The organism is Rhodomicrobium sp. R_RK_3 (assembly GCF_002198715.1).
In the GTDB taxonomy this organism is placed as follows: domain Bacteria; phylum Pseudomonadota; class Alphaproteobacteria; order Rhizobiales; family Rhodomicrobiaceae; genus R-RK-3.
Window position 1 is genome coordinate 205,309 of record NZ_MWLK01000036.1, and the last position, 11,741, is coordinate 217,049.

Sequence of the window (11,741 nt, forward strand, 5' to 3'; positions counted from 1 at the left end):
GGAGAAAGACTCGGGCAAGATCGGAGCGATGCTCAGCATTAAACGACTAGTTTGACGCTTCCAATGGCGTCTCAAATGTCGCGCGGGCATAGGATTGGAGCGATCAATTTCGACCATAAGAGGAAACCTCTCAAATAAGCAATGGATCTAGATTTTGGCTATATGTCGTAAATACCGACGCTCGGATAAAGTATTCGACGTAAATATTCACCGTAATCAGTCTTGCGATGCTTGTCCGCGTGCCGCTCCAGCGCCGCATCGTTGATGAAGCCCTTCTCCCAGGCGATCTCCTCCAGGCAGGCGATCTTCAGGCCCTGACGCGCCTCCATGGTCTGTACGAACTGGCTGGCGTTGAGCAGAGCGTCATGGGTGCCGGTGTCCAGCCAGGCGTAGCCCCGGCCCATGCGCTCGACATGCAGGTCGCCCCGCCGCAGATAGGCGCTGTTGACGTCCGTGATCTCCAATTCGCCGCGCGCGGACGGACGAATGCCGCCGGCAATCCCGATCACGTCATTGTCGTAGAAATAGAGACCGGTCACGGCATAGTTCGAACGTGGCTGCGCCGGCTTCTCCTCGATGCTTTCGACGCGGCCCGCGGCGTCGAACGCCGCGACTCCATAGCGTTCAGGGTCGGAAACCCGGTAGGCGAAGATCGTCGCGCCGGTCTCGCGCTGGCCGGCATTCGCTAGAAGGTCCTGGAGGCCATGGCCGTAAAAGATGTTGTCGCCAAGGATCAGCGCGACGCGGTCGCCGCCGATGAAATCGCGGCCGATTATGAACGCCTGGGCGAGGCCGTCGGGACGCGGTTGCGGCGCGTAGCGGAGCGAGAGGCCCCATTGCGAGCCGTCGCCGAGCAGTTCCTGAAACATCGGAAGGTGCCGCGGCGTGGAGATCACCAGAATCTCCGTGATCCCGGCGAGCATCAGCACCGAGAGCGGATAGTAGATCATCGGCTTGTCGTAGACCGGCAATTGCTGCTTCGACAGCGCACCCGTGACCGGGTAGAGCCTCGAGCCGCTTCCTCCGGCGAGTATGATGCCTTTCATGCGTCGGCGCTTTCATGCAATCGTGCCAGGACGCCGGTCATGGCGGCCTCCCAGGCAACGGGATGGATCTCGAACAGCCTTTCGATTTTCGCGCAGTCCAGGACCGAGTTGCGCGGCCGCAGCGCGGGCGTCGGATAGTCCCGTGACGGCACGCGCTCGATGGCTGGAATATGGGCGAGACGCGCCTCGGGCGAGGCAAAGATCGCCTCGGCGAAATCCGCCCAGTTAGCGGTGCCCGCACCGGCATAATGGTAGGTGCCCCACGGCGCCGGGCCGTCCACCCGGGCGATCCTGTCAGCCACCCGCCAGATGCAGTCCGCCAGATCGTGCGCCGAAGTCGGGCAGCCGGTCTGGTCGGCCACAATGCGCAGCCGGTCGCACTCGCGGGCGAGGCGCAGCATGGTCTTCAGGAAGTTGGTGCCATGGGCGCTGAACAGCCAGGACGTCCGCAGGATGACGCTTGCCGGCTGCGCGGCGAAGATCGCCCGCTCGCCGGCAAGCTTGCTCTCGCCGTAGACATTGATCGGCGCGGTGCCGTCGTCCTCGACATAGGGGCGCGGGCTTGCGCCATCGAAGACGTAATCTGTCGAAACATGGATCAGCGGGATGCCGCAAGCGGCGGCGTGAGCGGCAAGCCGGGAGGGTCCAACCGCATTCAATGCGAAGGCTGCCTCCCGGTCGCTTTCGGCCTTGTCCACCGCGGTATAGGCGGCAGCATTGATGATGATATCCGGCGCCCTCTCGGTCAGCGCGCCGAAATCGGCGGCCGGGCTTGCAAGGTCGAACGCCTCGCGGCCGAGGCATTCCAGCGCGACGCCGGCCGGGACCGAATCCGCCAGGCTTCTGGCGAGCTGGCCAGCTTGACCGATGACAATGGCACGCATGAGCGATCTCCGTCCTTAGCCCGCGGCCCGCTGGGGTTCGTCCAAGACGCCGCGTCGCTCCCGGGCGGAAATCGGCCGCCACCACGCTTCATGCGCCAGATACCAGTCGAGGGTCGCCGCCAGTCCGGTTTCGAAATCCACCGTCGGCGTCCAGCCCAACTCGTCACGGATCTTGCCGGCATCGACCGCATAGCGCAGATCGTGTCCGGGCCGGTCCGGGACGAAGCGCATCAGCCGGTCGTGCGGGGCTCGATCGGGAAAGCGCGCGTCCATCAGGCGGCAGACCGCCGCAACGACGTCGATATTCCGCCGCTCTGACATTCCACCGATATTGTACGTCTCGCCCGGCCGCCCCCTCGTCAAGACCTCCCAAAGCGCCCGCGCATGATCCTCGACATGCAGCCAATCCCGGATATTGCGGCCTTCGCCATAGACCGGCAGCGGCTCTTGGCGGAAGGCATTCAGGATCATCACCGGGATGAGTTTTTCCGGAAATTGCCAGGGTCCATAATTGTTCGAGCAATTGGTGATGACGACCGGCAGGCCGAACGTCTCGCCCCATGCCCGCACCAGATGGTCCGAGCCGGCCTTGGAAGCGGAATAAGGCGAGCGCGGCCGATATGGCGTTTCCTCGGTAAATCCTGGCGCAGCCGTGTCGAGCGAGCCGTAGACTTCATCGGTCGACACGTGATGAAAGCGGAACCGGCGCTGCGGCAGCGGGCCGAGCGCCGACCAATAGCGCCGCGCCGCCTCGAGCAACGTATAGGTGCCCACCAAATTTGTATTGATGAAGGCGAGCGGTCCATCGATCGAGCGGTCGACATGGCTCTCTGCGGCCAAATGCATGACAGCGTCGGGCGCGAAATCCGCAAATGCATGCTTCAGCGCGGCGCCATCGCAAATATCGGCCTGAAGGAAGCTGTACTGCCCGCTCGTCTCGACATCCTCCAGCGCCTCGGGTGTTGCGGCGTAGGTCAGCTTGTCGACATTCAGCACCGCCGCTCCGTTGGCGCGGACGGCATGGCGGATCGCCGCCGAGCCGATGAACCCGCATCCGCCAGTTACCAATAGTCGCATATCGCCCCCAAAAGCCGCAGCACCCGCGTCGAGCGCGGCGGCGCCCCATTCCATATGCATCCAGCGTCAAACGAACAGATGTTCGGCCTGTGCGAGCGCCGGCAGCCCCATGTCCTTGTGCGACAAGGTCGCTTCCGCCGCGCTCCCCAGACCCCAGTCGATGCCCAGCGCCGGGTCGGCCCAGAAGATCCCGTGCTCGTGACCGGCGGCGTAATAAGCGGTGACCTTGTAGGCCACGAGCGTGCCCGGCTCGAGAGTAACGAAGCCATGGGCGAAACCGGCCGGCACCAGCAATGCCCGCCCATTCGACGCGCTCAGTTCGGCGGATATGTGCCGGCCGAAAGTCGGCGAACTTTTCCGGATATCGACGGCCACATCCAGAATGCGTCCGCGCAGCACGCGAACGAGCTTGTCCTGAGCGAAAGGCTCGGTCTGGTAATGCAGACCACGCACAGTCCCTGTCTTTTCTGAGAACGAGCTGTTGTCCTGGACGAAGGTCAGGTCGATGCCGTTCTCCTCAAATATCCGTTGGCTGTAGGTTTCGCAGAACCAGCCGCGCGTATCCTCGAATCGGGGCGGTTGGATAAGAATTACTTCCGGCAATGCGAGCGACGTGAATCGCCACGTCCTGCCTTCAGAAAGGTCGCGCGCGCCGCTTGAGGATGGCTTCGAGCTCGTACTCATAATAATCTGCGATCTTGTCCAATGTTGTGTTGAAATCGATCAGTCCAAGCCGGGCCCGCGCATTGACTCCGAGAAGCCAGAATTGCGCACCGAGCGAGTTTCGATCAGGCCGCATTCGGCGGAGCCATCGTCTCGTCCGGTTGGCCGCTTTGAGCACGGCCGCGCGTTTGTGGCTGGCGGTCAGCAGACCGGCATTGCGCTGCGTGATCCGGATGGTTTGTTGGAGCGTCAGCGCATCGTTCGCGGTGAGCTGGTTGGCCACGCCCTTGAGATTGAAGCAGACCGGCTCGTTGATCCAGGCCAGCGGCAGCCGGCTGACTATCGGAAACCACAGCGCCAAATCCTGGCATGAAACGAGATCGACAGGCAGAGGCAGCGCATCCTTCAGAGCGTCCGCCCGGCAGATCGACATGGACGGCGTGAAGTTCATCCCCCGGATCAAGTACATCACCCCATCCGGATGCACATTCGTCGCCGCCGGCTGCTTGATGCGCAGAGAAAGCTGCTCGGCCGTCAGGGGAGCGGGGCCATACACGATGGCCCGGCCATACGCCACCCCGGCGCCGGTCTCGGTCGCGATATCGATGAGGCGGCGCGTCGAGCCAGCAATCAACGGATCGTCGCTGTCGCAAAAACGCACCCATTTTCCGCGGACCTTGGCGGCGATGCCGTTAACGGTCGGGAAGATGCCCTGGTTTTCCTGCCGCCAGTAAACGACCTCCCGATGCGATTGGGCAAAGGCCGCGCAGATCCCCTCCGAACCGTCGCTGGACCCGTCATCGACAAGAACGACTTCACCGCCGACTGCCTGGGATTCGCGCCAGACGCTGTCGAGTACGGCGGGGAGGTAGGCCGCCTTATTGTATGACGTAACCAGGAATGAGACCGGAATTTCCGGCGCTTGCGTCGAAACTGGGGTCATTCCGCAGCCTCCGGTCCTCTGCGGGCGGCTGCCAGCCGTGCAACTTCCTGGTAGAGCGGAGAAAACTTCGCCTGCAACCAGGCCGGGTTATTGCGCGCACTGCAATAACCGTGCTGCAGAATCTGATCGATTCCACTATCATATTGTGCCATCAGTGCGCCCCTGGTCGCCCCTGAAATAAAACGCTGGTGCACGCCGGGCACACCGAAAGACGAGGCAATCAAGGCACTTCCCACTCGGAACGAGCAGGCCGCAACGCGGCCCGTCTGATGATGCTGAACCAATCTAATAGTTATAATTTCTATCTGCACCGGATATTGCAAGCTATCTTTCGTGTCAAGATAGTAAGTCGTAGGCTTTCCTCACCACACATCGCCGATTGTGAATTCACGAGACCAATTTCATTGAGGGCGCCACGTTATGGCAATTTGATTGTGTTAGATTTACTTGTGATGTTTAGATCTTTGGTGGCATTTGCACCAAAAACACCGGTTCCGTGATTCAGAATTCACTTGAATATATAGATACTTTAAGTGCTTAGCGACGGGAGGCAGTACCAGGGTGCGTCATAATTGCACGCTCACTTTGCTTCAAACGTCTCGGAGTGTGAAATCAGCCGGCAATCGCGGATTGCCCTATAGCCGGCGACATAATCTTCACAAAGTGCAAAAGTGCGGAAGCCCACGGATTATGAAGCTTACAATACTCATTACTACAACTCATACGCAAGTGATGGCGCGTATTGGCGTCGTTACGTCCCCGCGATACGAATCTTTTGCTTCATATGTAAAATCATTGACCAGGGAGTGAACCATGCGAGCTCGCGTTTATTCCGTCGACGATGTCAGGCTGACGATCTTCAGGAGCAAGCCCGCGCAGATCGTGGTCATCGCGATGGGCAGGGCGGCCTCGACAGGGTGGACCGACGCGGAGTTGAACCCGTTTATGTATGTCATGCCGCCCCGCGACGGCATTCTGGACCTCGATTTTTCTGCCGAAAGCCCCCGGCCGGGCACGATCGTCCTGCCCATCCTCACGCCGATCGCGGCAACGCTTTGGATGCCGGTGCCCAATTGGGTGAGGGGCGTCCGCGTCCACGCGGCGACCAATAGCAAGGAATCGGGCCGGAATATCGAAGCGCTCGATGTCGAGGAGCCGAAGATCAAAGGGGGCGACTCGGTGCCCTGGCCATGGGCTGCGGGCGCTGCCGCCCAATAGCAAAAAGCATCGCGCGGAGGGCCGCCCCAGCAGCGGCCCTCACCTTGTACCAAAGTTGACTCGCTGTGCGTCTCCTTGCATCGTCACCCCAGGGCTCGCGCTGTGATCGCGCCCCTCCATGCGGCAAGGATGGACGCGCATGCCTGTCTCCACGGAAACCGTGCTCTCGGACGTCACGGCAGCATCGCCGCGGCCCCAACCTCCATTCGGCCAGGCGCTCGCCACCTGGGCCAAGGTCGGCCTGCTCTCCTTCGGCGGCCCCACGGCGCAGATCGCCCTGATGCACCGCGTCGTCGTGGACGAGAAGAAATGGCTGAGCGAGCCGCTCTTTCTCAATGCACTCAGCTTCTGCATGTTGCTGCCGGGGCCGGAGGCGATGCAGCTTGCGACCTATATGGGCTGGCGGCTGCACGGTCTGGCCGGAGGCCTCGCGGCGGGGCTCTTATTCGTCGCTCCGGGCGCGCTCGTCGTGCTCGCTTTGTCGATGATCTACGCGGTGTTCGGACAGGTGCCGCTGGTCGAGGCGGTGTTTTTCGGCATCAAGGCGGCGGTGCTGGTGATCGTCATCGAAGCGCTGCTGCGGATCGCGCGACGCGCGCTGACCGGCTCCGCGCATTGGGCCATCGCGGCGCTCTCCTTCGTGGCGATCTTCTTCCTGGCGCTGCCCTTTCCGCTGATCGTCGCGGCGGCGGCGCTGTTCGGCTTCCTCCGCGCCCCCGCCGGACCGGCCACTCTGGATATTGCTTCGCCCGGCCCGGCCAACCTCCGCCGCACTCTCCGCACCATCCTCGTCGGGCTGACGGTGTGGCTCGCGCCGCTCTTCGCGCTCACCGCCGTTTTCGGGCGGGAGCACATGGTCTCGCAACTGGCCTGGTTCTTCTCAAAGCTCGCGGTGGTGACTTTCGGCGGCGCCTACGCGGTGCTTGCCTATATGGGCCAGGATGTCGTGGTGCGGCATGGCTGGCTCGAGGCCGGGCAGATGCTGGACGGCCTCGGCCTTGCCGAGACGACGCCCGGCCCGCTGATCTTGGTGACCGAATTCGTCGGCTTTCTCGCCATGTGGCGGGCGGGCGGCGAGGCGGCCTGGGCGATGGGCCTGCTCGGCGCGGCCGTTGCGCTGTGGGCGACCTTCGTGCCTTGCTTCCTGTGGATTTTCGCCGGCGCGCCCTATGTCGATTGGATCAACGCCCAGCCGCGTCTGCGCGGGGCGCTGGCCGCGATCACGGCGGCTGTGGTCGGCGTCATCGCCAATCTCGCGCTCTGGTTTGGGCTGCATGTGTTTTTCCGCGAGGTCCGGCTGACCGAGGCCGGCATCCTGCATTTATGGACGCCGGACCTCGCCAGTCTGGATTGGCGCGTCGTCGCGCTCGCCTCGGTGAGCAGCGTTTTGCTGCTTCGCCTGCATTGGGGCATTCCAGCCGTGCTCGCCGTCGTGGCGGCGCTCGGTGTCGCCCTCCGCGCCGGCGGCTTTTAGAGCGGGCTGATAAGCGGGACACCGGTTCCCGCTTTCCTCGGCCCGCTCCGAGCGAGGCCGATCAATCGTCCTCGACGAAGACCTGTTCGCGCTTCTTCGCCACCGACGGCAGGAACACCACGACCAGCGCCGCGACCGACAAGAGCAGCAGCGTCAGGCTGATCGGCCGGTTGAGGAAGATCATCGGGTCGCCGCGCGAAATGATCATGGCGCGGCGAAGATGTTCCTCCAGCATCGGCCCGAGCACGAAGCCCAGCAGCAGCGGCGCCGGCTCGCAGCCGAGCCTGTAGAACAGGTAGCCGATGCCGCCGAAGATGGCGACCGAGTACATGTCGAAGATGTTGGTGTTGATGCTGTATACGCCGATGGCCGAGAAGGCCATGATCGCCGGGAACATCAGGTAATACGGCACGCGCAGCACCCGCACCCACAGCCCGACCAGCGGCAGGTTGAGCACCACCAGCATCAGATTGCCGAGCCACATCGAGGCGATGATGCCCCAGAACAGCTCCGGCCGCTCCGCCGCGACGTTCGGACCCGGCACGATGCCCTGGATGATGAAGGCGCCGATCATCAGCGCCATCACCGGGTTGGCCGGAATGCCGAGCGTCAGCATCGGGATGAACGAAGTCTGGGCGGCCGCATTGTTGGCGCTTTCCGGTCCGGCGACGCCTTCGATGGCACCATGGCCGAAACGCTCCGGCGTGCTGGAGACCTTCTTCTCCAGCGTATAGGCGGCGAAGGAGGCGAGCACGGCGCCGCCGCCCGGCAGAATGCCGAGCGCCGACCCGAGCAGCGTGCCGCGCACGATCGGCGCCGCCATGGCCTTCAGGTCCTCGCGCGTCGGCATCAGGTTGGTGACGACGGTGGTGACGACTTCGCGCGTCCGCTCGGTTTCCAGATTACGCAGGATCTCCGCTATGCCGAAGACGCCCACGGCGACGGCGACGAAATTGATGCCGTCGGCCAATTCCAGGTAGCCCATCGTCATGCGCGGCGCGCCGGTATAGATGTCGGTGCCGACGAGACCGAGCAGCAGCCCGATCACGATCATGGCCAGCGCCTTCAGGATCGAGCCATGCGCCAGGGCGACCGAGGTAATCAGCGCCAGCACCATCAGCGAGAAATATTCGGGTGAGCCGAATTTCAGCGCGATGACGGTGAGCGGCGGCGCGGCGGCGGCGATGACGAAGGTGGCGAAGGTTCCAGCGACGAAGGAGCCGATGGCGGCCGTGGCGAGCGCGGGACCGGCACGGCCCTGGCGTGCCATCTGATAGCCGTCGATGGTGGTCACGGCCGAGGAGGACTCGCCCGGCAGGTTGATGAGAACCGCCGTGGTCGATCCGCCATATTGGGCGCCGTAATAGATGCCGGCCAGCATGATCAGCGAGGAGACCGGCTCCAGACTGTAGGTGATCGGCAGCAGCATGGCGATGGTGGCGGTCGGCCCCAGGCCGGGCAGGACGCCGATCAGTGTGCCGAGCAGCGTACCGATGAAGCAGTAGAACAGATTGCCCGGCTGCAGCGCCGTGGCCATTCCAATGCTGAGATTGTGGATGAGATCCATGCTAATTCCCCAGCCCGACGACGTTCATCCAAGGGCCGAAAAGCTGGATCGGCGTACCGAGGCCCCAGGAGAAGATCGCGACGCAAAAAAACACCAGGCCGGCGGTCAGGACGATCGCCAATGGCAACGACATCCGATAGCTGGCGAATGAGGTGATGAAGCAGATGATGGCCAGCGCCGGCACCAGCCCGAGGCCCTGGATGGTCGCGCCGAAAACGATCGGCCCCAGCAGGATGAAGAACATGCCGCGCCACGGCACCGGCCCCCAGGGCTCGTCTTCGGTGGAGATCGCGTGGAACAGGATGGCGATACCCAGAATAACCAGCGCGCAGGCGAGAACCAGCGGGAAGTAGCCGGGTCCCATCTTGGTGTTGGTCCCAATATCGAGCGCCAGATAGTTATGCAGCCCGAATGCAAGGCCGAGCAAGATGAACAATGCTCCGGCCGCAGCGTCCTTGGTGTTGAATTTCATTGCATTGGCTCTAAGGGGAGGGAACGGTCCCGGTCGGCCTCACCGGCGGTGGGATTGCGAAAGAGGCGGCTCGATGCCGCCTCTCTCCAGTTTCTTCGTCGGAGTCAGTCGGCGTAGACGCCGGCCGCTTTGATCACCGGCTCCCAGCGGGTGATCTCGGATTCCAGCTTTGTCTTCAGCGCGGGGCCAGTCGCCTCTTCGGCGGTCGAGGGCACGGTGCCGAGTTCGGCGAAGCGAGCCTTGACGTTTTCGTCCGCCAGCGCCTTCTGCAGCGCGGCGGTCAGCTTGTCGAGGATGTCCTTCGGCGTGCCCTTCGGCGCATAGACGCCGTGCCAGATGCCGACTTCAAACCCCTTCAGGCCGGCTTCGGCAGCCGTCGGCACGTCCGGCAGAGCGGCGAGGCGCGCCGGGCTGGTCGTGGCGTAAGCCTTGATCTTGCCGCCCTTGATCTGGTTGGTGGTGTTGGTGGTCTGGTCGCACATGATGTCGACCTGGCCGCCGAGCAGGTCGGTCATGGCGGGGCCGGTGCCCTTATAGGGGACGGTCGTCACCTGCGTTTCGACGGCGCTCTGGAACAGCATGCCGCAAAGATGCGACGCGGCGCCGATGCCGGCATTGGCGTAGGTCACCTTCTCCTTGTTCGCCTTCACATAGTCGATGAGGCTCTTCAGATCGGTGGCTTCGAGATTGGCGCGGCCAACCAGCGTCATCGGCACTTCCGTGACGAGGCCGACATATTCGAACGCGTTCAGCGTGTCATAGGGCAGCTTGCGATACAGGGTCGCGCTGGTGGCCATGCCGATGTGGTGCAGCAGGATGGTGTAGCCGTCGGGCGCGGCCTTGGCCACGCGCGCCGCACCGAGCGTGCCACCGGCGCCGCCGACATTTTCGACCACGACTTGCTGGCCGAGTTCCTTGCTCATCACTTCCGCGACGAGACGCGTCACGGTATCGGTCGGACCGCCTGCCGAGAACGGCACGACGACGGTTATGGGGCGGGTGGGATAGGTCTGCGCCCACGCTGCGGCCGTGGTCGCGGCGACGAGGCCGGCGACTGTGGCTGCGCGTCGGGCAAGCTTGAAGATCATGAACTCCTCCATCTCATTATCAGCAGGCAATCCGGGCCGGTAACGTCCAATTCCGGGGTGTCGTTGTCAATAGAGAACTAGACGCGCCAAGCTGATTCGCGGCTATTGGCCCAAAGCTTAAGCCTTTAGTCGCAAGATGTGACATTCCGTCAGCGGATTATGGTTAGTCCTTGGAACCGCTTAGGGAATGTTTTTGCGCGCTCGGAGAAAATGCTTTCGCGCCGGAGCTGGGTAGCGGCCGCGCGCCGCATGTTTCTGGCTCGAGGCTAGAGAGCGTGCAGACTATCGGGCGTGTACGGAAATCCGTCAGCCGGGGAGGTCGCAATGCCGGTCGGGCGACGCTGCCGCCGCGGGCGCGCGCGACCCGTCGCATCGAGGGAACCGGGGCCCCGGTGGCCAGGTTTTTGCATGGCTGGCGTGCTGGGCGCCTGCGGGTTTGATTTTTGTGGGCAGGCACGCTAAGCGTGCTTGCGATTTATGGACAGGATGCGACGGACAGACATATGAGCAATTTCACGCAGGAAACCGTTCTCTCGGTTCGCCACTGGACTGACAGCCTGTTCAGCTTCACCGCCACCCGCAGCCCCTCCTTCCGCTTCGCCAATGGCCAGTTCACCATGATGGGGCTCGAAGTCGACGGCAAGCCGCTGACGCGCGCCTATTCCATGGTCAGCACCAATTACGACGAGAAGCTGGAATTCTTCAGCATCAAGGTGCCGGACGGCCCGCTGACCTCGCGGCTTCAGCACATCCGCGAAGGCGACCGCATCCTCGTAAGCAAGAAGCCGGTCGGCACGCTGATCCTCGACAATCTGACGCCCGGCCGCACGCTCTATCTGTTCAGCACCGGCACCGGCCTCGCCCCCTTCATGAGCATCATCCGCGATCCCGACACATTTGAGAAATTCGGCAAGGTGGTGCTGGTGCATGGCTGCCGCCAGGTCGCCGAGTTGGCCTATGGCGAGACCATCACGCAAGCGCTGCCGAACGATGAATTCCTTGGCGAGTTGATCCGCGACAACCTCGTCTATTACCCGACCGTCACACGCGAGCCCTTCCACAATCGCGGCCGGGTGACGGATCTGGTGGCGTCTGGGCAATTGTTCACGGATATCGGTCTGCCGGGCCTCGATGTCGCCGAGGACCGGGTCATGCTCTGCGGCAGCCCGCAAATGCTGGACGATATGCGCGCGCTGCTCGGGGAGCGCGGCTTCACCGAAGGCTCGAGCGGCAAGCCCGCCGAGTTCGTCGTCGAGAAAGCCTTCGTCGAGCGCTGAGGCCGGGGCCTCGCAGCGCCGGAGTCATCGGC

12 protein-coding genes are annotated in these 11,741 nt (G+C 63.1%); 3 read left to right on the top strand and 9 right to left on the bottom strand.

Annotated elements, in window-relative coordinates; all coding sequences use genetic code 11:
- Positions 1-158 precede the first annotated feature (158 nt).
- The 6 genes from rfbA to BLEFHOIH_RS26440 all read right to left on the bottom strand — a co-directional run bounded on the left by rfbA (position 159) and on the right by BLEFHOIH_RS26440 (position 4,936).
- On the bottom strand, positions 159-1,046 hold the full coding sequence (gene rfbA, locus BLEFHOIH_RS22650) for a glucose-1-phosphate thymidylyltransferase RfbA (RefSeq protein ID WP_088348311.1): 888 nt from the start codon (positions 1,044-1,046) through the stop codon (positions 159-161).
- Positions 1,043-1,930: a dTDP-4-dehydrorhamnose reductase gene (gene rfbD, locus BLEFHOIH_RS22655; protein WP_088348312.1), complete on the bottom strand. Its 888-nt coding sequence runs from the start codon at positions 1,928-1,930 to the stop codon at positions 1,043-1,045. The genes rfbA and rfbD overlap by 4 nt, the downstream gene beginning before the upstream one ends.
- A gap of 15 nt (positions 1,931-1,945) precedes the next feature.
- Positions 1,946-3,007, bottom strand: a complete 1,062-nt coding sequence (gene rfbB / locus BLEFHOIH_RS22660) for a dTDP-glucose 4,6-dehydratase (RefSeq protein WP_088348480.1) — start codon at positions 3,005-3,007, stop codon at positions 1,946-1,948.
- A gap of 66 nt (positions 3,008-3,073) precedes the next feature.
- A complete protein-coding gene (gene rfbC / locus BLEFHOIH_RS22665; protein ID WP_088348313.1) occupies positions 3,074-3,691 on the bottom strand; it encodes a dTDP-4-dehydrorhamnose 3,5-epimerase in 618 nt (205 codons plus the stop codon).
- Entirely contained in the window at positions 3,642-4,613 is a 972-nt protein-coding gene (locus BLEFHOIH_RS22670; protein ID WP_088348314.1) for a glycosyltransferase family 2 protein, read from the bottom strand. The genes rfbC and BLEFHOIH_RS22670 overlap by 50 nt, the downstream gene beginning before the upstream one ends.
- Positions 4,610-4,936, bottom strand: coding sequence for a hypothetical protein (locus BLEFHOIH_RS26440; protein WP_125461865.1), 327 nt, complete (start codon positions 4,934-4,936; stop codon positions 4,610-4,612). The genes BLEFHOIH_RS22670 and BLEFHOIH_RS26440 overlap by 4 nt, the downstream gene beginning before the upstream one ends.
- Positions 4,937-5,426: 490 nt before the next feature.
- Here BLEFHOIH_RS26440 and BLEFHOIH_RS22675 point away from each other — a divergent pair, with 490 nt between their 5' ends.
- Positions 5,427-5,831, top strand: a complete 405-nt coding sequence (locus BLEFHOIH_RS22675) for a hypothetical protein (RefSeq protein ID WP_088348315.1) — start codon at positions 5,427-5,429, stop codon at positions 5,829-5,831.
- A 139-nt stretch (positions 5,832-5,970) separates the two neighbouring features.
- Complete coding sequence (gene chrA, locus BLEFHOIH_RS22680; protein WP_088348316.1) at positions 5,971-7,305, top strand: chromate efflux transporter; 1,335 nt, start codon at positions 5,971-5,973, stop codon at positions 7,303-7,305.
- Positions 7,306-7,366: 61 nt separating this feature from the next.
- On the opposite strand, the gene BLEFHOIH_RS22685 is transcribed toward chrA, so the two are convergent.
- From BLEFHOIH_RS22685 to BLEFHOIH_RS22695, 3 genes are all read right to left on the bottom strand, one after another.
- Positions 7,367-8,872, bottom strand: coding sequence for a tripartite tricarboxylate transporter permease (locus BLEFHOIH_RS22685; protein ID WP_088348317.1), 1,506 nt, complete (start codon positions 8,870-8,872; stop codon positions 7,367-7,369).
- Between the two features lies 1 nt (position 8,873).
- Positions 8,874-9,344 carry a tripartite tricarboxylate transporter TctB family protein gene (locus tag BLEFHOIH_RS22690; protein ID WP_088348318.1) on the bottom strand — a complete coding sequence of 157 codons (471 nt, stop codon included), beginning with the start codon at positions 9,342-9,344 and terminating at the stop codon, positions 8,874-8,876.
- A 104-nt stretch (positions 9,345-9,448) separates the two neighbouring features.
- A complete protein-coding gene (locus BLEFHOIH_RS22695; RefSeq protein WP_088348481.1) occupies positions 9,449-10,432 on the bottom strand; it encodes a tripartite tricarboxylate transporter substrate-binding protein in 984 nt (327 codons plus the stop codon).
- 503 nt (positions 10,433-10,935) lie between these two features.
- On the opposite strand from BLEFHOIH_RS22695, the gene BLEFHOIH_RS22700 reads away from it, so the two are divergent.
- Entirely contained in the window at positions 10,936-11,709 is a 774-nt protein-coding gene (locus BLEFHOIH_RS22700) for a ferredoxin--NADP reductase (protein ID WP_088348319.1), read from the top strand.
- Positions 11,710-11,741 lie beyond the last annotated feature (32 nt).

Bases quoted from the DNA above. Each gene is read 5' to 3' on its own strand.
- BLEFHOIH_RS22700 (WP_088348319.1), top strand. From the start codon at position 10,936: ATGAGCAATTTCACGCAGGAAACCGTTCTCTCGGTTCGCCACTGGACT.
- BLEFHOIH_RS22690 (WP_088348318.1), bottom strand. From the start codon at position 9,344: ATGAAATTCAACACCAAGGACGCTGCGGCCGGAGCATTGTTCATCTTG.
- BLEFHOIH_RS22670 (WP_088348314.1), bottom strand. From the start codon at position 4,613: ATGACCCCAGTTTCGACGCAAGCGCCGGAAATTCCGGTCTCATTCCTG.
- rfbB (WP_088348480.1), bottom strand. From the start codon at position 3,007: ATGCGACTATTGGTAACTGGCGGATGCGGGTTCATCGGCTCGGCGGCG.
- rfbA (WP_088348311.1), bottom strand. From the start codon at position 1,046: ATGAAAGGCATCATACTCGCCGGAGGAAGCGGCTCGAGGCTCTACCCG.
- BLEFHOIH_RS22675 (WP_088348315.1), top strand. From the start codon at position 5,427: ATGCGAGCTCGCGTTTATTCCGTCGACGATGTCAGGCTGACGATCTTC.
- rfbC (WP_088348313.1), bottom strand. From the start codon at position 3,691: ATGAGTACGAGCTCGAAGCCATCCTCAAGCGGCGCGCGCGACCTTTCT.
- BLEFHOIH_RS22695 (WP_088348481.1), bottom strand. From the start codon at position 10,432: ATGATCTTCAAGCTTGCCCGACGCGCAGCCACAGTCGCCGGCCTCGTC.
- BLEFHOIH_RS22685 (WP_088348317.1), bottom strand. From the start codon at position 8,872: ATGGATCTCATCCACAATCTCAGCATTGGAATGGCCACGGCGCTGCAG.
- chrA (WP_088348316.1), top strand. From the start codon at position 5,971: ATGCCTGTCTCCACGGAAACCGTGCTCTCGGACGTCACGGCAGCATCG.
- rfbD (WP_088348312.1), bottom strand. From the start codon at position 1,930: ATGCGTGCCATTGTCATCGGTCAAGCTGGCCAGCTCGCCAGAAGCCTG.